The following is a 22,128-nucleotide window of genomic DNA, read 5'->3' on the forward strand; positions in this document are numbered from 1 at the left end:
CGAAAGACGCAGCATCATCATGCAACTCATCCGTTTTCTGATCTCGATCTCCTGGGTGCGGATCACCACCGTCATCGCCGCCGGACTGGTCTGCGGTGTGGCGAACACCTATCTGGTGACATTGATCCGGGGGGTCGTGTCACCGCCGCCGCATCCGCCGGTCACCATCACCAGTTTCGTGCTGGCCGGCGTGGTCATCCTGGTCAGCGGCGTGCTGTCGCAACTGCTGCTGATCCGGCTGGCCCAGGACGCGATCTACCGGCTGCGCGCGGACCTGAGCACCGGAATCGTCTCCGCCCCACTGGAACACCTCGAGCGCCTGGGCACCCACCGCCTCATGGCGACACTGACCGAGGACGTGCGTTCGCTGTCCGAGGCGGTCACCGCGATCCCGAGCATCTGCGTCGACGTGGCGACCATCGTGGGATGTTTCGTATTCCTCGCGATCGTCTCCGGTCCGATCTTCGCCGTGACGATCGCGGGCACGCTGCTCGGAATCGCCTGTGTCGAACTGGTTCTCAAGCGGGTGCGGGTACTGTACCGGGCCGCGCGCGAGCACGAGGACGGACTGCTGGGCTCGTTCCAGGCGGTCACCCTGGGCATCAAGGAACTCAAACTGCACCGGGGGCGTCGCCGTGACTTCATGGACCGGCACCTGCTCGGATCGGCCCGGGACGTGCGGGCCCGCAATGTGGCGGCGGGCTCGAAATTCTCACTGGCACAAGGCTTCGGGCAGCTGCTGCAACTGGGCACCATGGCGGTGATCCTGTTCGTCCTGGCCTCGGCGCTGCATCTGTCGCTGGATGTGATGGTCGGTTACGTGCTGGTGACGACCTTCCTGGCGATGCCGATGCAGAACTTCATGCATCGCATCCCGGACCTGGTTCGCGGTGACGTCGCGCTGGCGAAGATCCGCACCATGAACCTGTCCATGGAGACCTTGCACGACGAGGAGGCGCTGCCGTACACCGAGCGCCCGCCCGCGGGCCAGGTGCCGCTGGTGCTGACGAACGTCGCATACAGCTACCGGACCGAGGCGCCGCCGCCGGTGCCGCCGATTCCGGGTGCGCCGCCCCCGCCCGGAATGCCGCCGCTGCCCGGCGGTCCCGGTCGCGGCGAGAAACGTTCGCGCGGTGGACATCTCGCGGACGCGCACAATGGCCGACCGGCGCACGCACCCGATGGGCGGCCGGCGGGCGCGCCGCTGCCGCCGCCACCCGGCGCCCGGCCGCCCGGTGCCGCTCGTCCGGACGTCAACGGGCGACGGCATCTGGATCACCGTCGTCCGGACGACCGGCCGGTGCCGATGGCCCCGCCGCCGGCCGGTCCGCACGAGCCCGGCGACGATGGTGGCTTCGCGCTCGGACCGCTGGATCTGGTCTTCGAGCCCGGGCAGATCAGCTTCGTCATCGGCGGTAACGGCAGCGGCAAATCGACTCTGGCCAAGCTGATCACGGGTCTCTACGTGCCGCGAACCGGCTCGATCTCGCTCGGTGACGAGCGGATCGATCACGAGAACATCGAGTGGTTCCGGCAGAACTCATCGGCGGTGTTCACCGATTTCCATCTGTTCGAGGACTATCTGGGCTTCGACCGTCCAGGAATCGATGAGGAGGTGCGCGGATATCTGGAAGAGTTGCAGATCGCACACAAGGTGACCGTGCGGGACGGCAAGCTGTCCACCCTCGCCCTGTCCCAGGGACAGCGCAAACGCCTGGCCCTGCTCACCGCGCTGCTCGAGGATCGGCAGATCTACGTCTTCGACGAATGGGCCGCCGATCAGGAGCCCAGGTTCCGCGAGGTGTTCTACACCGAGATCCTGGCGGGACTGAAACGCCGCGGCAAGACGGTCATCGTGATCACCCACGACGACCGCTATTTCGACTGCGCCGATCAGATCGTCAAGCTGGACTTCGGCAAGATCGTGGAGGCGACCGCCGCGACGGCTCCCGCTATCCGGTGATGCGCAGATCGTGGACGAACTGTTCGCACGGATCGGCGATGGGCTGCCAGTTGCCCTGGACGTACTGGCAGCCGACGCTGGCCTGGAGGCCGGCGTCCACGAGGATCTGCCAGCGGACGGTGGTCCCGTCGCCTGGGGATTCCTGATAGGACAGGCCGGGTCGATCACCGAAGACCGCGTCGCGCCGCAGGTCGCTCACCTGGCCTGCCGGGCGGCGTTTGATCTGCGCGTCCAGGGTGTCGGCGACGTCGGCCAGGCCGGCGCCCGGGTTGAGCGTCTTCTGGATCAGCGTGATGCGTTCGCGCGCACCATCATTCGGCGACAGGTCGACGCGGTCGCCGAGATGCGAGGCGATATGCCAGCCGGCGGGGATCTGCGCCTGGACCCGGCCGAAGGTCTGCGCGGTCGGCCGGGACACGCTGGTCGCCGCTGCCGAAGGCGTTGCGGGACCGGTTGATTCGGCCTCGGCGGTGGCGTGGGACGAGTTGGACCGGGTCAGCGCGACCGTCACGCCCACGCCGACGAGCAGCAACGCGATCACCGCGGCGGCGGCGATGAGCAACCGGCTCGGGCCCCGCCGCGGCGGCTGGGTGGCCAGCGCGTGCTCGTGCAGGGAATCGAACTCCGTCGGCGTCGACCGGGAGCCCGGCGCACCGGGCGGCCGAGCGGTCGGCCCGAGGGGCATCGGCATCCCCGGGTGGGCACCGCGGATCAGCTCGACACCGGTGAGCGGACGCACATCGACCGGGAAGCCGCACTGTTCGGCCAGGGTTGCGGTCAGCGCGTCGAGCAGGCCCCGGTCCGTCACGCCGAGGGCCAGCAGATAGGTCGGGGCCTGACCGGCGAGCAGCCGGGCGATGACGCCGACGACACCCGGCAGGCCGTGGCCCTCCTCGACATCGGCCAGGCCGACGGACGGTTCGCACTCACACGATTCGATCCAGGTGTCCTGCCCGGACCGGCCGACCAACGTCACGGTGGTGGAGAGCGGGTCCAGTTCCAGCACGGCGATCCGCTGCTGCTGGGCGGTACTGGCTCCCAGCGATGCGGCGCGACGGGCCAGCGGCTCGACCGTCACCTGCGAGACCAGTCGCCGGGCCGCGGTCTCCAGCTCCGCTCGCCGCCGACGCCCCCATGCCGAAGGGCCCGCGATGGTGAGCCGCTCGCACGGGGTGGGCAACTGCAGATTGGTCAGCACCGCGCCCAGCGTCACCGCCCAGGCATCGGTGACCGACGGCAACGTCGGCGCGAAGGCGATCCGGTCCGCCGCGGCCATCCGAACCATCGACACCGCGGGGTACTGCGGCCGAAGCTGTTCTCCGACAACGAGACTCCTGCCATCACTGGCCGGAACGATCGATGGCGGACCATCCCAGTGCGTCGACTCGCTGCGCGCCCACACTCGTGTGTCGGTCAGCACTATGTCCACGATCGACATCAGACGAGCGGCATCCATCCGGTCTGGATGAGTTCCTGGCCCTTCCGGGTGACGTAGATACCGCGTCCGGCCGGCATGGCCGATGGACGGGCCTGGCCCCACAGCACACCCTCGTCCCGACTGCCGTTCATGATCAGAGCATTCGAGCCCAGATCCTTGATGCGTGCGATCACCGGCTCGTACATCGCACGGCTGGCACCGCCCGCGCGCCGGGCGATGATGAGGTGGAAACCGACATCGCGTGCGTTCGCGAGATGTTCGTGCAGCGCCTGCACCGGGTTGCCGGCGGAACCGGCGACCAGGTCGTATTCGTCGACCATGACGTAGATCTCCGGGCCGTCCCACCAGGATCGGTCCCGCAGCTGCTGGGGCGTCACGTCCGGGCCCGGGGCCCGCTTCTCCAGATAAGCCGCCAAATCGGCCATATTCTCTGTGAATTGCGATGCGGTCGAACCGTATCCAGCCAGGTAATGCTGTGGAAGTAGACCCAGCATGCTGCGACGGTAGTCACCCATGATGATGCGCGCCTGACCGGGTGTGTTGGAGGCGATGATGCCCTCCGCGATCGAGCGCAGCAGGGTGGTCTTACCCGATTCATCACCGACGATGACGAGGTGCGGGCTGACGTTGAAGTCGATGAACACCGGGGCCAGCTCGGATTCGTTGATACCGATCGGGAACCGCATGCACTTCTGCGACGGATCACCCGCCCAGTTGCCGGCCAGGCGCAGGAGTTCCTGGCGATCCAGCCGCTCGGGCAGCTGGCGCACCCGCGGGGCCGGACGGCCCGGGGTCATCTGCCGCAGCGCCGCGACCGCTTGGGCCACACCGGTACTGAGCGTCTCCGGGTTCGGATCGCCGTCGATACGCGGCAGCGCGGTCAGCATGTGCAGGGTCTCGGCGGTCATACCGCGGCCGGGACGCCCCTTCGGAACCAGTGCGGCGAACTTGCGGCCCAGGTCGGAGTCCATCGGATCACCGAGCCGCAGTTCGATGCGGGTGCCGATCTGGTCCTTGAGCGCCGGTTTGGCCTCACGCCAGGCGTTCAACGCGATGACCACGTGCACGCCGTACGACAGACCCTGCACGGCCAGGTTCATGATGCCCTGTTCGAGCGAGTCGAAGTCCTGGCGGATGGTGCTGAAACCATCGATGACCAGGAAAACGTCGCCGAACGAGTCCTCCTGCACACCGGCCGCCGCCGAATTCCCGGCCGGATCGGCGCCGCGCAGCCGGCGGAATTCGGACATGGACTCGATGCCCAGCTGCCGGAACCGCATTTCGCGCGACCGCACGATGCTGTGCATCTCGGACAGGGTGCGCCGCACCTTCTCCTCGTCCAGACGGCCCGCGACCGAACCGACGTGCGGCAGGCCCTCGAGGCTGATCAACGTACCGCCGCCGAAGTCCAGGCAGTAGAACTGCACCTGTTCGGCGGTGTGGCTCAACGCCATCGCCATGATCAGCGACCGCAGTGCGGTCGACTTACCCGACTGCGGACCACCCACCACGGCCACGTTGCCGCCGACGCCGGACAGGTCGACGGTGAACGGATCGCGACGCTGGTGATACGGGCGGTCGACGATGCCGATCGGCACGCACAGCGAGGCGACCTGCGGGATGTCGCCGGTCAGAATGGAACGCGGCAACAGGAAATCCATGGTCGGCGCCTCGTCCAGCGGCGGCAACCAGATCGCGTGCGCCGGGCGGCCGTGCCCGCGGATCCGGGAGACCAGCATATCGAGGTTGGAGATCTCCTCCCCGTCCTCGCCCGTGATGGCTTCCTGGGTCAGTTCCGGCGCAGCCGCCACCGGAATGCGGTCGCTGGGGCGGAAATCCACGTGACCGGCACTGAAAACGCGGGCATGGATATCGATCTCGCCGCCCTGGATGCCTGCCTGGGTGACCGCGCGCTGCGAGCCGCCGCCGACGTACGGCCCCGAGACGTACGACGCCTGGAAACGCCGGATCTCGCCGTCACCGGCCTTGAGATAACCGCCACCCGGAGTGGGCGGCAGGTTGTACGCGTCCGGAACACCCAGCACCTGCCGGGATTCGTTGGCGGAGAAGGTTTTCAGGCCGATCTTGTAGGACAGGTGGGAATCGAGGCCCCGGAGCTTGCCCTCCTCCAGACGCTGGGAGGCCAACAGGATGTGGACCTGCAGCGAGCGGCCCAGGCGGCCGATCATCGTGAACAGGTCCGCGAAATCCGGATGCTGCTGCAGTAGTTCGGAGAACTCGTCGAGCACGACAAACAGCGCGGGCAGCGGATCCAGATCGGCGCCCGCGGCGCGGGCTTTCTCGTATTCGCCGACATTGGCGAAGTTGCCCGCCGTACGCAGCAGCTCCTGACGGCGGTTCATCTCACCGTCGAGGGCATACTTCATCCGGTCGACCAGGTCGGCCTCCTCCTCCAGGTTGGTGACGATGGCCGCGACATGCGGCACCCCGTCGAGCCCCAGGAAGGTCGCACCACCCTTGAAGTCGACCAGAACCAGATTCAGCTGATCGGGCGAATGCAACGCGATCATCGAGAGCACAAGGGTGCGAAGGAATTCCGACTTACCCGAACCGGTAGCGCCGATGCACAGGCCATGCGGGCCCATACCGTTCTCCGCGGCCTCCTTGATGTCCAGGAAGACCGGCAGCCCGTCCGCACCGACACCGAAGGGCACCCGCAACCGGTCCTGGCCGTAGCGCGGCTTCCACTGACTTTCCGGACTGAACGTGCCGATATCACCCAGTCCGAGCATCTGCGCCCACGAGGTGATGGCCTCGCCGCCCTGCTCCGAGGCGGTTTCTCCGCCGGTCTGGGCGACCACCCGGAACGGCGCGAGACGGCGGGCGACCTGCTCGGCCTGGCGCGCGCTGATCCGGTCGATCACCGCGAACCGCTCCATATTGCCGGTGGCGCCGCGGCCGACGCATTCGCCGTTCTCCACCACCATCTGGATGCCACGCGAAACCGCAAGGCGCGGAGCGTAATTGCACAGATCGATGATGGTGACGCCCTCGTAGCCGGATTCGCGCAGCGCATCCTCTTCGGCCTCGAGCAGGCCGCCGTCCACCACGACGACGATATGGGTCAGATTCTGATTGGCCGGTTGATTACGCGAGTACCGGACGCGGTTGTGCACCAACGGATTCAGGCCGGCCGTCATCTCCCGGACCGAGCCGTACACCATGCGTTCGGTACCGACGCCGTCCTGCGATTCCGGATGCTGGGTGTGCGGCAACCATTTGGTCCACTCCCACTCCGCGATCGTGTCCGGACCGGCCACCACCGCGACCAGGACCTGATCCGGGGCCTGGAACATGCACAGCTGCAACAACATCGCGCGCGTCATATCGCGAGCCTGGGCGCGGTCACCGTTGAGCTGGATGGTCGCGAAACCCTTGACCGCGATGGCCGTGGCCAGATCCGGCACGGTGGAATGAGTGCGTACGAAGCGACGCAGCGAGACCGCGGCGATCGGCTCGAGCTCCTCGACCGGACCGGTCTCCGGGGACACCAGCCGCGTGGCCAGGCGCTGACCGCCCAGGCCGATGCGGGCGTGGCAGAAGTCCTTGTCGCCGGGGCGGCGCTCCCACATCCGGCTGGTACCCGCGAGCATCCAGATCAGGCCCGGTTCGGGATGACTCCACTCCACCGCGGCCCGCTGCTGCCGCGCGGTCTCGTCGACGTCCTTGCGGACCTGGTCGAGATAACGCAGATAATCCTTGCGGTCCTCGTTGGCCTCGGCGGCCTTCTGGCCCTTGCCACCTCCCTGGGTGAACATGCCGACCATCGAGAAGACCATCATCATCGGGAACATCAGCGCGGTCGGATTCGACCCTATGCCACCACTTTTGGTGAACATGACCGCCATCATGCCGACCATGCCGACCACCATCACGACGGGCATCAGCTTGCCGAGCAGGCCGCCGGGAATGGAGCGGGGGATCTCCGGAGGCGGCTGCAGCGTGACCTCGCCGCCGGGTGAACGTGGCACCTCCCGGCGCTGGCGACGCTGGAAACGGACTGTGCTCATCGACTGAAGCTCCCCCTTCGGCGGCATGGTGCGGCCTCAGTGTAGAGGTCACGGCCGACATGTCGTACAGTTCGGGAGGCATTCTGCACGGGCCAGCCGCGCGATCGCAACTCGCGCGCTTGCGGAAACACCAGGTAGAGACGGAGTTGGGGGCAGCGTGACGCATGCGCGAATGAGCCATATCGAAGACGATTCCACGCGGGGGATCGTCCGTGCGCCGGATCTGGCCCGGGTCACGATTCTGGCCAAGCACACGCAGGTCGACATGGCGATTCCGGTGGATGTGCCGGTGGCACTGGTCATTCCCAGCGTGGTGGACATGGTCGCCCAGCACAGCAAGACCAATGATTTCGATACCAGCGGCGAGAAATTCCAGCCCGCCGAATGGGTTCTGGCCCGAATCGGGCAGCCGCCGTTCTCCAATTCGCTGAGCCTGGGCGAGCAGGGCGTGCGCGACGGCGAACTGCTGATGCTCGAGAGCGCCGACCACGTCGCGCCGACACCGCTGTTCGACGACATCATGTACAACGTCGCCATCGCCGACGGCGACAACTTCCGCTCCTGGTCTCCGCGCATGGCGCGGATCTCCGGTTCGGCCATCGCCGTGCTGACCATGATCGTCGGCTGCGTCGGCCTGCTCGCCGCGCCGAATGCCATGCCCGGCTGGATCTCCGGCGCGGTCGCGGCCTTCCTGACCATCCTGCTGGTCGTCGCCGGCACGGTGCTCAGCCGCATGTACGGGGATGTCGCGACGGCGATCGTCGTGGGCGGCTGCTCGCTGCCCGCCGCGTTCGCCGCGGGCATGCTGCTGGTGCCACTGCAGCATCACCACTACGGCTGGGCGAACATCCTGTTGGGTTCGGTGTTGTTCGGCGCGACGGCGGTTCTGGCCTGGCGGGTCAGCGGCGTGGGGCTGGCGCTGTTCATCGGCGCGACCACGGTGTCGCTGTTCGCGGTCGTGGCCGCGCTGGTCGGCCTGCTGACCTCGCAGCCGACCCGGGCCATCGGAGCCGGTGCGGCCGTACTGGCCCTCGGCGCGCTGTCGCTCGCGCCGCGGGTGTCGATGCTGCTGGCCAAATTGCCGCTGCCGCCGGTCCCCTCGCCCGGCACCCCGATCGACCCGACCGAGGACGATCCGGACGACCACCGCGCGCTGCCGACCATGGAGGTGCTGCGCGAGAAGTCCGAACGAGCGCGAATGTACCTGGGCGGCATGGTCGGTGCGACCACGCTGGTCACCGTGGTCGGCGCGCTGGCCGGTTGCAACCCCGGTGCGCACAGCCCGTTCTGGCCCGGTATCGCGCTGGCGCTGGTCGCCGCGGTGGTGCTGCTGTTCCGCAGCCGGACCTACGCCAGTGCCGAACTGGCCGTGGTGCTGATCGGCGGCGGCGCGGCCATTCTGCTCGCGGTGATGCTCGGCGCGGCCTTCACCCAGTCGCAGCCGCTGGCGGTCTTCGGCGCGGCGATGATCCTGCTGATCGGGGCGCTGATCTGCGGTCTGGTGATACCGAACCAGACCGCGACCCCGCCCATGCGCCGCGCGGTGGAACTGCTCGAATACGGCTTCGTCGCCGCGATTCTGCCGCTGGCCTTCTGGGTGGCCGATCTGTATTCGATCATCCGCTCGCTCTCGCTCTGAGCCGCGCGATGAACCCGAAGACATTCGGCCGCAAAACTATTCGCGTCGCCGCCGCGGCGGCGGTGCTGGGGTTGAGCGTATCGGCCGGCGCCGGAACGTCTTTCGCCGAGCGGCCGCCCGCGGTTAATCCGGCCGATCTGCCCGCGGACGGTGCGCCGCATCCGTCCAAGACCACCGAGCCGAAGCCGAACACCCCGTGCATGAGCACCGTTCCCGGCGGCGAGGGTCAGACCGTGCCGCAGGCGCAGCGGGTTCTGGATCTGGACAAGGCCTGGAAGTTCGCCACCGGGGCGGGCCAGACGGTCGCGGTCATCGACACCGGCGTGGCCCGCAACCCGCGACTGAGAAACCTTGCCGCGGGCGGCGATTACGTCAGCAACGGCGACGGCACCCAGGACTGCGACGGCCACGGCACCGCGGTCGCGGGGCTGATCGCCGCGAGCCGGGTGGACGGACAGGGTTTCGCGGGCGTCGCGCCCGATGCCCGGATCGTCGCGATCCGCCAGACCAGCAACTACTTCGAGGTCAAGGGCGCGTCCCAGGGGCAGACCCAGGAGCAGATCGAGAAGAACAGCTACGGCGATCTGGATTCGCTCGCCTCCGCCATCCGGCACGCCGCCGACCTGGGCGCTCGCGTGATCAACATCTCGGAGGTCAACTGCGTCGCGGGCACCCCGTCGGACGGGAAAATCGGTGCGGCGGTGCAGTACGCGGCGGTCCAGAAGGACGTCGTCGTGGTGGTGGCGGCCGGTAACAGCGATGCCTGCAAGGGAACCAATCCGGTGCTGGATCCGACGGATCCCGACGGGGACATGTGGAGCCGGGTCAACGAGAACGTCACCCCCGCCCGCTGGGACAACTACGTGCTCTCGGTCGGCGCCATCGATCCGGCCACCGGCTCCGCGTCGAAGTTCACCGTCCCCGGCCCCTGGGTCGGCGTCGCGGCGCCGGGCGAGAAGATCACCTCGCTGGACGTCAACTACGGCTCGGCCAACAGCAAGGGCACGGCGACCGCGTTCATCGAGAGCAACAAGCAGACCGAAATGGCCGGAACGAGTTTCGCCAGCCCGTACGTGGCCGGCCTCGCCGCGCTGGTCCGCCAGAAGTTCCCGCGCCTGAGCGCCTTCGACGTGATCAAACGCATCGAAGCCACCGCACACGCACCGGCCGGGGGCTGGAATCCGTACGTCGGCTACGGCGCGATCGATCCGGTCGCCGCGCTGACCGCCGAGGTCCCCACCCAGATCCCGCCCAAGCATCCGTTCTCGGCCAAGAGCTGGCAGATGGCGGTCCCGGAGCCGCCGAAGGCGCCGGACAACACCGCCCGCAACGTCGCGCTGATCGGCACGGCCGCCATCGCGGTGCTGTTGATCCTGGGTTATCTGGCCTCGTTCCCGATCCGGCGCCGATTCGGGATGCGCGACTGATGTTGTGCGACAACGGGTTCGGTCGAACCCGATCGGAGAGTCAGCGTGTCGCCCCGCCCGGCTCGACCGCGGCCACCGCCGTCGCCGAGGCCGCGCTCACCCGGTAGCCGCGCCAGGGCGGCGGACCCGCGGAGGGCGCGCCGAATTCGGCGGTCAGGGCGCTGGCCGAAAACCAAGGTTTTGCCAAATTCTCGCCAAAGCGAGCCAAAATTCCGTTCGGAAGGGCAACGAACGTGGCGAACTCCAGTTGCGTCGAGCGCCCTGCGTTGCAGAATGCGCTACGGCGCGGTCGAGCGGACAGACCCCGCCGTACACCTGAGAGAGGGCAGGGATACCCATGGCCACCGCCGTACCCAAGGCACCCAGACCGAAGCTGACCGCCGATCAACGCAACTCGTTCATCGCCGCCCAACTCGGGTGGACGATGGACGCCTTCGACTACTTCCTCGTGGTCTTCGTCTACGCCGACATCGCGCACACCTATCACATGAGCAAGGCCGAGGTCGCCTTCCTGACCACGGCCACGTTGATCATGCGGCCGGTCGGGGCGTTGCTGTTCGGCATGTGGGCAGACCGTGTGGGCCGCCGCATTCCGCTGATGGCCAATGTCTCGATGTATTCGGTGATCGGCTTCCTGTGCGCGTTCTCGCCCAACTTCACCGTGCTGGTGGTGCTGCGCATGCTCTACGGCATCGGCATGGGCGGTGAATGGGGCCTGGGCGCGGCGCTGGCGATGGAGAAGATCCCGACCGAACGTCGCGGATTCTTCTCCGGACTGCTGCAGGAGGGATATTCGTTCGGCTACCTGCTCGCCTCGCTGGCCTCGCTGGTGGTCATCAACTGGGCGGGGCTGTCCTGGCGGTGGCTGTTCGCACTGTCCATCATCCCGGCGCTGATCATCCTGATCATCCGTACCCGCACCGAGGAATCCGAGGCGTGGGAGCGGACCCAGGAGCGAATGAGGGTGACCCAGACCAGGATTCGCGATGTCATTCGCAATCCGGTCATCGTGCGCCGATTCGTCTACCTGGTGCTGCTGATGACCGCGTTCAACTGGATGAGCCACGGCACCCAGGACGTCTACCCGACGTTCCTGTCCGCGCCGCACGCCCAGGGCGGCGCGGCGATCAGCGCGGTCACCGCGAAATGGATCGCCGTGGTGTACAACATCGGCGCGATCGTGGGCGGTCTGCTGTTCGGCTCGCTCTCGGAACGTTTCGGCCGCCGGTACACCATCATCTTCTGCGCCGTCCTCGGCCTGCCGATCGTCCCGCTGTTCGCCTATTCGACGACCGCGGCGATGCTGTGCCTGGGCTCGTTCCTCATGCAGCTGATGGTGCAGGGCGCCTGGGGCGTGATCCCGGCGCATCTGACCGAGTTGTCACCGGATGCCATTCGCGGGTTCTATCCCGGCGTCACGTATCAGCTCGGCAATCTGTTCGCCGCGCTGAACCTGCCCATCCAGGAACGTCTCGCCCAGCACCACGGCTATCCGTTCGCCCTGGCGGTCACCATCATTCCGGTGCTCATCATGGTGGCGATATTGACCGCGGTGGGCAAGGAGGCCAAGGGCGTGAAATTCGGGGCGGACCTCGGGCCCAACGAGCCGATACCGGCCGCGTGAACCGGTTCCGGATGCGCCGTCCGGTCGGCGCACTCCGGTACCCACGCGAATCCCGCTGCCGGGCTGGGTAATTCGCGCTGACGCAGCAGGGCCACCGCAACGGCCCCGAGCCGAAACGAGCGCACGGTCACCGATGACCGTGCGCTCGTTCGCGATTCGCGAGGTGTCCGAAACCTGTTGTACCGCCGACGTTTTCGATCAGTTCGCCGCCGCCGCCGAGGTCGGCGAGACCAGCGTCTTGGCCGGGGCCGAGTCCGGTGCGACGCCGTCGTGGGCGACCATGGCGTCCTGCCGGGACAGGGCCGGGCCGGAAGCCAGCAGGCCGACGATCGGCCACGGCGCGGGCTCGTACTTGGTCTTGGCGGTATCCATGCCGAGCGCCTTGGCGGCATCGGTGTCCTTCAGGCCGTAGCGGACGCCGGTGTCGGAGATGAAGAACACGGCGTCCTTGCGCTGGCTGTCCGGCTCGATTCCGGTGGTCTGCACCAGGATTCCCGTGCCCGGAGTGCTGTAGAACTGGTCGGCCTTGTCACTGCCCGAGCTGTCGGCCTGAGCCAGGCGGACCGGCTTGGCCTTGTCCGGGATCGGCAGCGCGTGCCCGGTGACCAGGGACAATTCGGCATGCATGCTGCCGTCGGACTTGTCCGCGGAGGCCAGCGGTTTCCAGGACAGGCACTCGACCGGCTGGTCCTTCGAGTCCACGACCGCGGGCGCGGTGTCCGGATAATCCTGCACCGCAAGGGTGTTCACGATCGGGGTGTGGGCGCGGCCGTAGGGGCTGATCTCACCGTTACCCGCGGTCGGGTTCGAGTTGCGGATGATGTCGGCGGTCAGCGGGGAGATCTGCTGGATTCCGTTCTCCAGCGCCACGAAGTACTGGTTGTCGGTGCCGAGCTGCACGACATCGCCGTTGCGGTGATCGGCCAGTGCCGAACTGCCGCCCGGATCGGTGATGTTCGGCGCGACGATCGGGAGCACCTCGGGGATCGAGTTCAGCAGGCCCTGGCTGATCGGGCGCGGGGTGTCGCCGGTGATCTTCAGCGCGTCGGTGACCGTGCGATCGTTCATGTTCACCCGCGCGCGCTTGTTGTCGTAGACGAGGTAGGTCGCGTCCTTGCCCCGCACCAGCAACGCGCTGTTCTTCGGGAGTTTCGAGCCCTTGTCACCGAGTGTGAGATCGCCGGCGATGGCGGTGGTGGTCAGGGTATCGCTGCCATCGGTCTTCAACTCATCGCACACCGTCCACTGCCGGCCGGCGCCGCTGTTGTCGAAGGTGAGCAGCGAGGGCGCGCCGGGAATGCCGATCAACGCACCCATCGGCATGCTGGACAGCTGCGATTCCTTCACACTGGCCGGACTCGAGGCATCGCCGACGGCCAGGCGCGCGGAGGCCAGATTCAGTGCGGGATGGACGGTTCCGTCGATCACGGCGTAGATCTGACCGGACTCCTTGCCCATCAGAATCTTGCTGTTCCCGATCGACCCCTGCGGTTTGAGCAACGCCAGGACCGCACATCCGGCGAGCGCCACGACGCCGAGAATGAGTCCGACGGTGTAGGCGCGCGACTGAGAACGCATGGGATCGTGCAACATTCGCACATCCCGGCGCACCAGGGCGTGCTCCATGCGGCGTACGAGGAAGCGATAGCCGCTTACCTGCCACCTGGTTGTGGGTCTTGAAGGCATGAGTCCTCCCCCGAACAGTGCTCGCGTTCGTGGAACACAGTACAGTTCACGAGGACTTCAGTTCAGCTCGGCCGCCGAATCCGGCCGACACCGGTTACATGGGGGACCACGATGGCCGAACCCAGCGGGGCGAACAGGCGCCCGCTTCTCGGGCGGATCACGCTGTCGAATCTGCTCGCCGCACAGTTGCTCGGCCTCGTGGTCGCGGTGGCGGTGCTGGCCGTGCGACTGCCGGGTTGGTACGCACTGGGCGCGGCGATCGTGGCGGGTCTGCTGCTGCTGATTCCGTTCGGCAAGCGCACCATCGCCTCCTGGATCGCCACGATCTGGCGCTTCTCGACGCAGCGGGAGTACGAGATCGGCGACACGATCGATTTCCGTGGTCCGGACGGCCGGTCGCTCGGGTTGTTCTGGGAGGGCAGCCGGGTGGTCGCGGTGGTCGAGGTGCTGCCCCCGCGCGGCGGGCTGACCCGGATCGATCGCAGTACCGTGCACGCCTCGCACCTGCTGCCGATGCCCGAACTGGCGCAATGCCTGAACCAGCACGACATCCTGCTCAGCGGGATCGACATCATCAGCCACGGCCACCGCAGCCGCTCGGGCACCCCGGCCGGGCCGATCTACGAATCGCTGCTGGGCCCGCTGCCCGCGACCGCGCACCGCACGGTGTGGCTCGCCATCAGCTTCGATGCCCTGGCCTGCCCGGATGCCGCGGACCGGCGCGGCGGGGGCGCCGAGGGCGCGTGCCGCGCGGTCACCGTGGCCACGCAGCGGATCGTGCGCGCGCTCGAGGACGCGGACTGTTATTCGCGCGTGCTGACCGCGCCGGAGATCCGGCAGGCGGTGCTGCAGATCAGCGCCGGAATCGATCCGCGCACCCTGACCCACCGGTGGCGATACGCCGAACTCGGCAACGGCGTGAACATCGGCGCCGCGGTCGATCCCAAGCGCCTGGGTTCGGATCTGCTCGCCCAACTGTGGGTGCCGCCCTCGCGCGGCACCACCGTCGCGGTGCGGTTGCGGCCGGGTAGTTCGGCCGAGACGGTCAACATCGGCGCGGCCTGGCGCCTGACCGCCCGCGAGATGCCCGAGCAGATCAAACGCAAGGGCATGGTCTCGATGAGCGGGCGGCATCGGCAGAATCTGCTGGCGCACTTCCCGATCGGAATTCCGGACGTCGACGATACGGTGCCGATGTCGGAGTTCCCGATCGACGTGATCGACGCGCTGCATCTGCCCTCGTCGGGCTGCGGTCAGCTGATCGGTTCCGACGCCGACGGCAACGGTGTCGCGATTCGGCTTGTCGGACAAGGTATCTCGACGGTGTACGTGGCCGGCGAGCTGTACCTGGCGCAGCAGTTGGTGTTCCGCGCGCTGGCGGTCGGCGAACGGATCCTGATCCGCACCGAGCGGCCGGGCGCGTGGGAGCAGCTGGTCAGCACCATCGGCAATCCGGAGCGGCTCACCATCGCGGTGGAGACCCACCAGAGCGACGCGTCGTTCACCGCCGCGGTCGTGGACGGGGTGCTCGCGCCCGCGCCGCACGCCGGTGTCACCACCATCTATGTGACGGGCGATCCGATGGGCTGGCCCGCCACCAAACCCGATCTGCAGATCCACCAGCCCGGCGCGATCGGCAACCACGTCATCCTGCGCACCGGCACCACCCAGGTCGATCTGAGCCTGGTCTCCATTCCGCGCGAGTCCACCTATATCGGCTCGCCCCGCGGTCAGCAGCAACAGCAGCGCCGGGCGATGGCCCGGTAGCAGGACATTCAGCCCTGCCGGGTGGGCCGGATGGTGATATCGCCGATTTCCACGTCCTCGGGCTGTTCGATGGCGAAGGCGATCGCCCGCGCCACGGCCTCGGGGCTGATACCCAACGTCGCCATCGCCTGCTGAGCCTGCTCGCGCTGACCGGGGTCGTCGACGTGGTCCACGAGTTCGGTGCGGACGAATCCGGGCGAGATCGAGGTCGTTCGCACGACGCCGTCGGTGGATTCCTGACGCAGCGCCTCCAGCAGTGTGCGCACGGCGTTCTTGGTACCGGCGTAGACCGCCTGGGTCGGCACGATCTTTAGTCCGGACGTAGAGATGGTGGTGACGAAGTGGCCGCGACCCTGACCGCGGAAAACCGGTAGCGCCGCGGCGATTCCGTGCAGCACGCCGCGCACGTTGACGTCGATCATGGCGTCCCAGTCGTCGAGGTCCAGCGCCCGCACCGGCGCGATCCGGGCGATGCCCGCATTGCTCACCAGCACGTCGAGGCGGCCGAAGCGGTTCACCGCCGATGCCACCAGATCCTCGAGGTCGGCCCGCCGGGTGACGTCGACCGCCACCATTTCCGCGCGCCCGCCCGCGCCCCGGATGCGCGTCACCAACTCTTCCAGCCGGTCGGTCCGCCGCGCGCCGAGTACGACGGCCGCGCCGCGCGAGGCCAGTTCCGTCGCGGTCGCCGCGCCGATCCCGCTGCTGGCTCCGGTGATGGCAACGACCTTGCCGTCCAGTCCGCTCACCGAGATACCTCCGAAAGTCGTTCGATCACGATAGCAACCGTACCGGACAATTGTCCGCTTAGCCGGGCGGCGACTGCCGAGGAGATCGCCGGATCACGTCGGCGCTGCGGTGGGCAGGCTCAGCCGGGGTACGGGTCGGCGCTGCGCGCCACCCGCAAATGCCCTGCCCACCAGGCGAGTTGGCGCAGCAGCCGGTGCGCCGCATCGATCGCCGCGCCGTCGCGGGTCTGGCCCTCGGCATCGAAGGCACGCTTGACCTGATGGAAGCTGACCGATTCGCGAATCGAGACCATGTGCACCTCGGCCACTACCTGACGCAATTGCTCGATGGCCCGCAGACCGCCCGAGAGTCCGCCGTAGCCGACGAATCCGATGGGCTTGGCACGCCATTCGTGTTTGGCGGTGTCCAGGGCGGTCTTCAGCGCGGCCGGATAGCCGTGGTTGTATTCCGAGGTAACCACGACGAAAGCGTCTGCGGCGGAAAGCCGTTCGCGATACGCGACGACCTCGGGCGTCTCGGTGAGATCCACCGGCAACGGGGTGTGCAGCAGATCGATGACACCGACGTCGAACCGGTCGTCGGCTCGCGCGGCCCGCAGAAACCAGTCGGCGACTACCGGCGCGAACCGACCCGGCCGCACACTGGCGACGATCACCTCGAGCCGCAACGGAGTATCCATGTCAGCGAGCCTAACCGCAGCCACCGTGCGACCCTGGCGAGCGAACGTCACGGTGATGAATCCCGCCCGCCCACGTCCGGACCGGACACCGGCGGGCACCGAGGATATTCCGGCCGAGTCCAGCAAAACACCCCCGCAACAGGGTTACTTCAACTCCGAGCACACCTTCCGGCCACGGCAGCCGGTTCGGCGAAACATCGGCGATTTGAACGAGCCCCCCACCAGGGTCGATTCTGTACCGACGAAGCAGAACTCGACAGTAAGCACAACAGGCAACCCCACCCCCGAGTTCCGCCCACCCTGAACAACCAAGCCGGGGCCCACCCCGATCCAGGACCAACCGCAGCCGAGGAACCCAGCGACCAGACAAAGGAACGGACGACCAGGGGCAACAGAGTCCGGCCCACCGCAGCAGCGCGAACACACAGTGGCCGCCCGAGTTCCGCCCGCCCCGAATTACGCCCACTCCAAGGCCGGGGCCCGCTCCGGTCCTGGACTGGCCGGAGTGGAGGAGCGAAGCGCGGGAGCGGAGGGAGGGAGGGAAGGAAGGAAGGAAGGAAGGAAGGACCGGGGTTGATAGGGCCGCCCGCCGAAGCGAAGCGGAGGCAGAAAATACGGGAGGCAGAAATTACCGCATGGCTGCTCGTCGAGACGCTCGGCGCGCCCGGGACCTGGTCCCTGGTCGCCGTGGGCACCGCGCCGCGCAAGTGGAAATCGTTGGTGCGCGCGGTACCCGGCCCGGCGCTCACGGTGATCGCGATGGCACATGCCACCGGTGCGCCGGTCGAGCGGATTCTGCCCAAGTCCCGGCACGCCTGGTCGCAGCGGTACGTGCGGGCCGTTCCCATTACCGGGCCGGATGATCGCGTATACGCGGTGCACGTCCGGGTCGGCGAGGGCGATACCGAGCCGACACCGGCCGCGCCCTATCTGTACACCAACGACGACCGGCGGCTCGAGGTCGTCTCCGCCGGCCTCGGGCCGAATTTCGACCGCGGCCGGTCGGTGTGGACCGGGGCCGAGACCTACGAGTACGTCGAACGTTTCGACGATGCGCTCGACTGGGTCGCGACCATGGCGCAGCCGGTGCCGGGCGCGCGCTGGCTGGGCGAGATGACCGTCCGCACCCCCGAGGGCCTGCGCACCCTGATGACCGCGGCCCGCAGCGACGAGACGGATCCGGGCCGCTGGCGAGGACTGCTCGTCGACATCACCGACAGCGTTCCGCCACAACCCAAGTCGTTCGAGGCCGCGACGGTGGACACCCTCATCAGCGCCAACCCCGGGCTGTATCTGGCGGTCGTGGACACCGCGCAGGTGCGCGTGCTGCGCTGGATCAGCGAGCCGATACCCGGTTTGCTGTGGTCCGGCGACGTCGAGGAGCGCACTCTGCCGCATCCGGACGATCTCGACCGAATCCGCGAGGCGCGCAACGATATTCGAGCCGGCAAACGCAACCTGACGTTGTCCGGGCTCCGCCTGGCCGGCACGGACGGCAGCTGGCTGCGGGTGGACGCGGAGATCAGTCCGCTTCCGCACGGCGCCGAGGAAGGCCCGCCGCGTTTCGCCCTGGTCCGCTTCGAAGTCCGCTGACACACTCCGTCAGGGATGTACGCGAGTCGCGGCGTACTCGGCCAACCCCTGCGCGGGTGCCACGGTGGCGCTGAAATCGACTGTGCGACGGGCACGTTGCGGATCGGCGACGATATGCCGGGCGTCGGTGATCCGATACTGGCCGCTCACGACGGGATCCGGCCCGCCGAGAGCCCGGGACATGATCGAGGCCACCTCCCACAGCGTGATCGGATGTCCGGAGGCGATATTGAGCGGGACGAATCCGGACAGCGGCCGCGCCACGACCGCGGCCGTGGCGGCGGCGATATCCCGGACGTGCACGAAATCCCGCACCTGCCCGCCGTCCTCGAAGACGTACGGCGCGCGCCCGGCGGCCAGCTCGGCCCGGAATCGTGCCGCGACACCGGAATGCGCACTCAGCGCGGCATTCTCGCGCATCGGGTTGCCGTACACGTGGTGATACCGCAGCACCGTGACGCCCGCGCCGGTGGCCGCGCCCCACGCCATCGCGTAATTCTCCTGTGCCGCTTTACTCGCCGCATATCCGGTCCGGGGCCGCAGCGGGGCGTCCTCACCGACCGGTTCCCAGGTCAGGATCTCTCCCGAGCGCGGCGCGCGATGGTCGAACATGCCGCGGTCCAGATCGGCCCGGCGGCGCACCCCCGGAAAGAAGGGCCCGCTGCGCGCTCCGCGATACCGGCCCTCCCCGTACACCGACACCGAGGAGGCGAGCACCAGCCGACGGGTTCCGGCGCGTTCCATCGCGGCCAGCAGGACCGCGGTGCCGAAATCGTTGTGCGCGGCGAACATCGGGGCGCGCTGCACATTGGGGCCGCCCGGCCGCACCGCAGTCGTCGCGCCCGTGCTCGCCGCCGAACCGGTGCGCTCGCGCGGCAGTGCGGGCGGACCCTGGACTCCCATCGACGAGCCGTTCCCGCCCCCGGCCGAGGATCCGGGCGGGATCGCGGCGGCCAGGTGGACGACCACGTCGACGCCGCGAAGCAGCGGATCGAGGGCGTCGGGATCGCGGATGTCCGCGCGCACGATTCCTTCGGGCGGAACCGGATCGGGCCCGTGCACGGATTCCAACAGCGCGTCCAGGGCGACCACCTCGTGCCCCGCGTCGGCGAGCGTGCCGCGCACGTGCAGTCCGATGAATCCCGCCGCCCCGGTCAGCAATACCCGCATATCATCTCCATCGGTCCGCCGATCCCCCGCATGAAGATCGGTGCGACCGCCGCCGGAACCGAGGTCTGCGACGGTACACCCATGGCATCAGGGTAGTTCGAACGGCAACGCCACACCGGCATGAACACGGCAGCTCGCACAGGTGTCGGTGCCCTCGACCGCCGCGACCGCGTTCCGCACGAGTGCCTTGAACGGCACCAGATTCTGCTCGAATGCGGCGAAAACGGCAGCGGCGCTGACCCCTTCGCCGGACTCCAGACCGGCATCCAGATCGGTCACCAGAGCGATTGCCGCGTAGCACATTTCGAGCTCGCGAGCCAGGACCGCCTCCGGGAATCCGGTCATGTTGACCAGTTCCCAGCCCTGCCCGGCGAACCAGCGGCTCTCGGCTCGGGTGGAGAATCGCGGGCCCTGCACGACGACCATCGTCGCGGTCGATTTCAGCGGCAGTTCGGGGACCTCGGACCGGATTGCCGCGCCGCGCAGTTCATCGCAGTAGGGGTCGGCGAAGGAGATGTGGATGCCGCCGTTGTCGAAGTAGGTCTGCGCCCGCCCCGACGTGCGGTCGACCAACTGATCCGGCACCGCGACCGTGCCCGGCCCCCAGTCCGCGCGCAGGCTGCCCACCGCGCAGGGCGCGAGGATCCGGCGCACGCCGATCGACCGCAGCGCCCACAGATTCGCCTGGTAGGGCACGGTGTGCGGGGAGAATTCGTGTTTTCGTCCGTGCCGAGGAAGGAATGCGACCTGCCGCCCCTCGACCTCGCCGACGGTGATCGGCGCGCTGGGCGCACCGTAGGGCGTTTCGACCTCGAGGCTCACCGCGTCGTCGCCGAAGAAATCGTAGAAGCCGCTGCCGCCGATGATGGCCAGCGCGGGCCGGGGAACCGAACTCATGCGCCGATTCTCCCGCACCCTCGCGCCGGGGACGGAAACCGGGGCGCTACCACTCGCTCCGGCATGTACCCTGGTGGGGTATCACAGACGGCAGGCTCGATGGGCTGGGAGAAGAGGAAGATCCGGTGACCGAGGACGACATCACCACGGCGGAGACGGCGTCGGGTCACGAGCACGCCGGGCACGGGTACATCACCGCCAAGGACGACTACCTCAAACGTCTGCGCCGCATCGAGGGCCAGGCCCGCGGCCTGCAGCGCATGGTCGAGCAGGAGCAGTACTGCATCGATATCCTCACCCAGGTCTCGGCCATGACCAAGGCGCTGCAGGCGGTGGCGATGGGCCTGCTCGAGGACCACATCAGCCACTGCGTCGTCGACGCGGCCGTGCGCGGCGGCCCCGAGGCCGAGCAGAAGATCAAAGAGGCCACCGACGCCATCGCCCGGCTCGTCCGCTCCTGAGCGATTCCCGCACGGGACCGCGCACAGGTGTGGATGCGGGCGCTCATCCGAACGACCCGGCGACCGATACTCGCCCGTGCCGTGTGCCGAGTCCGCACCGATCCGCACACCGCTACCGCACCGCCGCCGCTGATATCGGTACGGCGGCGGCGCGGTGCGCTGATCAGTCGAGTACGGCGGCCAACGTGCGCAGAGTCCCGATGTAGTCGTCACCCAGCGGCTGGATCGCCACATGGTCGGCGCCCGCGGTCAGGTGTTCGGTCAGGCCCGCCGCGATCTGCTCCGCGGTGCCGTGCAGGGCCAGTGCGTCGACCAGGCGGTCGGTGCCCGGGGTGGCCAGATCCTCGTCGCTGAAGCCGAGACGACGCAGGTTGGCGACGTAGTTCCGCAGCCCGAGGTAGAACTTCACGGTCCCGCGGCCGACCGGACGCGCGGTGGCCGGGTCGGTGTCCAGCACGACCTTGTGCTCGGCCACGAGCAGACTGCCGGGGCCCAGGATCTCGCGCGCCTCCCGCGAGTGCTGCGGTGTGGTGAGGTAGGGCAGCGCTCCGGCCGTGCGGTCACGCGCCAGCTTCAGCACCCGCGGACCGAGCGCGGCCAGGGCCCGCTGCTCCTTGGGCACGCCTGCTTGGTCGAGCACGTCGAGATACTCGACCAGAACGTCGTACGGCTTGCGATAGTCGTTGTCGTGTTCGGGATGGCCGATTCCGATGCCGAGGATGAAACGGCCCGGGAAGCGCTTGTCGATCCGATGGAAGGACTCCGCGGTCTCCTGCGCGGGCGCGCTCCACACGTTCACGATGCTGGTGCCGACGAGCAGATTCTCCGTCGCCTCCAGCAGCGACTCCACCACCGGCAACTCGGCGGCGGGCGATCCGCCCAGCCAGATCGAGCTGTACCCGAGCCCTTCCAATTCCTTTGCCTCGTCCGGACTCACTCCCCCGTAGTAGCGCCACACCCCGAACCTGCCGAGTCCACGAATCGTCATGTTGGATGTGAACTC

Annotated in this window: 16 protein-coding genes; 7 read left to right on the forward strand and 9 right to left on the reverse strand. The window is 68.1% G+C overall.

Annotation, left to right across the window (positions count from 1 at the left end; genetic code table 11):
• The first annotated feature begins 19 nt into the window (after nucleotides 1–19).
• Nucleotides 20–1,963, forward strand: coding sequence for an ATP-binding cassette domain-containing protein (locus AC5WS7_RS29065; RefSeq protein WP_495957793.1), 1,944 nt, complete (start codon nucleotides 20–22; stop codon nucleotides 1,961–1,963).
• On the opposite strand, the gene AC5WS7_RS29070 is transcribed toward AC5WS7_RS29065, so the two are convergent.
• The gene (locus AC5WS7_RS29070) at nucleotides 1,953–3,419 is read right to left on the reverse strand and encodes a type VII secretion-associated protein (protein ID WP_495957794.1); all 1,467 of its coding nucleotides are present in this window, start codon (nucleotides 3,417–3,419) and stop codon (nucleotides 1,953–1,955) included. The genes AC5WS7_RS29065 and AC5WS7_RS29070 overlap by 11 nt on opposite strands.
• Nucleotides 3,401–7,432 carry a type VII secretion protein EccCa gene (gene eccCa, locus AC5WS7_RS29075; protein ID WP_495957795.1) on the reverse strand — a complete coding sequence of 1,344 codons (4,032 nt, stop codon included), beginning with the start codon at nucleotides 7,430–7,432 and terminating at the stop codon, nucleotides 3,401–3,403. Before eccCa ends, AC5WS7_RS29070 begins: the two co-directional genes overlap by 19 nt.
• A gap of 172 nt (nucleotides 7,433–7,604) precedes the next feature.
• Between eccCa and eccD the strand changes: the two genes are divergently transcribed.
• Both eccD and mycP read left to right on the forward strand, forming a co-directional pair.
• On the forward strand, nucleotides 7,605–9,071 hold the full coding sequence (eccD, locus tag AC5WS7_RS29080) for a type VII secretion integral membrane protein EccD (RefSeq protein WP_495957796.1): 1,467 nt from the start codon (nucleotides 7,605–7,607) through the stop codon (nucleotides 9,069–9,071).
• A gap of 8 nt (nucleotides 9,072–9,079) precedes the next feature.
• A complete protein-coding gene (gene mycP / locus AC5WS7_RS29085; protein WP_495957797.1) occupies nucleotides 9,080–10,498 on the forward strand; it encodes a type VII secretion-associated serine protease mycosin in 1,419 nt (472 codons plus the stop codon).
• A 40-nt stretch (nucleotides 10,499–10,538) separates the two neighbouring features.
• On the opposite strand, the gene AC5WS7_RS29090 is transcribed toward mycP, so the two are convergent.
• A complete protein-coding gene (locus AC5WS7_RS29090; RefSeq protein ID WP_495957798.1) occupies nucleotides 10,539–10,685 on the reverse strand; it encodes a hypothetical protein in 147 nt (48 codons plus the stop codon).
• Between the two features lie 150 nt (nucleotides 10,686–10,835).
• Here AC5WS7_RS29090 and AC5WS7_RS29095 point away from each other — a divergent pair, with 150 nt between their 5' ends.
• Nucleotides 10,836–12,122: an MFS transporter gene (locus AC5WS7_RS29095; RefSeq protein WP_495957799.1), complete on the forward strand. Its 1,287-nt coding sequence runs from the start codon at nucleotides 10,836–10,838 to the stop codon at nucleotides 12,120–12,122.
• A 198-nt stretch (nucleotides 12,123–12,320) separates the two neighbouring features.
• Here the strand turns inward: AC5WS7_RS29095 and eccB are convergent, their stop codons facing one another.
• Nucleotides 12,321–13,808, reverse strand: a complete 1,488-nt coding sequence (gene eccB / locus AC5WS7_RS29100; RefSeq protein WP_495957800.1) for a type VII secretion protein EccB — start codon at nucleotides 13,806–13,808, stop codon at nucleotides 12,321–12,323.
• A 111-nt stretch (nucleotides 13,809–13,919) separates the two neighbouring features.
• Here eccB and eccE point away from each other — a divergent pair, with 111 nt between their 5' ends.
• Entirely contained in the window at nucleotides 13,920–15,575 is a 1,656-nt protein-coding gene (gene eccE, locus AC5WS7_RS29105; protein ID WP_495957801.1) for a type VII secretion protein EccE, read from the forward strand.
• An 8-nt stretch (nucleotides 15,576–15,583) separates the two neighbouring features.
• Here the strand turns inward: eccE and AC5WS7_RS29110 are convergent, their stop codons facing one another.
• Entirely contained in the window at nucleotides 15,584–16,324 is a 741-nt protein-coding gene (locus tag AC5WS7_RS29110) for an SDR family oxidoreductase (protein ID WP_495957802.1), read from the reverse strand.
• A 119-nt stretch (nucleotides 16,325–16,443) separates the two neighbouring features.
• Nucleotides 16,444–17,004, reverse strand: a complete 561-nt coding sequence (locus AC5WS7_RS29115; protein WP_495957803.1) for an NADPH-dependent FMN reductase — start codon at nucleotides 17,002–17,004, stop codon at nucleotides 16,444–16,446.
• Nucleotides 17,005–17,577: 573 nt separating this feature from the next.
• On the opposite strand from AC5WS7_RS29115, the gene AC5WS7_RS29120 reads away from it, so the two are divergent.
• Nucleotides 17,578–18,597, forward strand: coding sequence for a GAF domain-containing protein (locus tag AC5WS7_RS29120; protein WP_495957804.1), 1,020 nt, complete (start codon nucleotides 17,578–17,580; stop codon nucleotides 18,595–18,597).
• 9 nt (nucleotides 18,598–18,606) lie between these two features.
• Here the strand turns inward: AC5WS7_RS29120 and AC5WS7_RS29125 are convergent, their stop codons facing one another.
• Both AC5WS7_RS29125 and AC5WS7_RS29130 read right to left on the reverse strand, forming a co-directional pair.
• Entirely contained in the window at nucleotides 18,607–19,767 is a 1,161-nt protein-coding gene (locus AC5WS7_RS29125) for an NAD-dependent epimerase/dehydratase family protein (protein WP_495957805.1), read from the reverse strand.
• Nucleotides 19,768–19,854: 87 nt separating this feature from the next.
• Nucleotides 19,855–20,664 carry an S-methyl-5'-thioadenosine phosphorylase gene (locus AC5WS7_RS29130; RefSeq protein ID WP_495957806.1) on the reverse strand — a complete coding sequence of 270 codons (810 nt, stop codon included), beginning with the start codon at nucleotides 20,662–20,664 and terminating at the stop codon, nucleotides 19,855–19,857.
• 125 nt (nucleotides 20,665–20,789) lie between these two features.
• Here AC5WS7_RS29130 and AC5WS7_RS29135 point away from each other — a divergent pair, with 125 nt between their 5' ends.
• On the forward strand, nucleotides 20,790–21,125 hold the full coding sequence (locus AC5WS7_RS29135; protein ID WP_495957807.1) for a metal-sensitive transcriptional regulator: 336 nt from the start codon (nucleotides 20,790–20,792) through the stop codon (nucleotides 21,123–21,125).
• A gap of 163 nt (nucleotides 21,126–21,288) precedes the next feature.
• On the opposite strand, the gene AC5WS7_RS29140 is transcribed toward AC5WS7_RS29135, so the two are convergent.
• Nucleotides 21,289–22,113, reverse strand: a complete 825-nt coding sequence (locus AC5WS7_RS29140) for an LLM class F420-dependent oxidoreductase (protein WP_495957808.1) — start codon at nucleotides 22,111–22,113, stop codon at nucleotides 21,289–21,291.
• Nucleotides 22,114–22,128 lie beyond the last annotated feature (15 nt).

It is taken from the genome of Nocardia sp. PLKS1-43 (assembly GCF_059510335.1).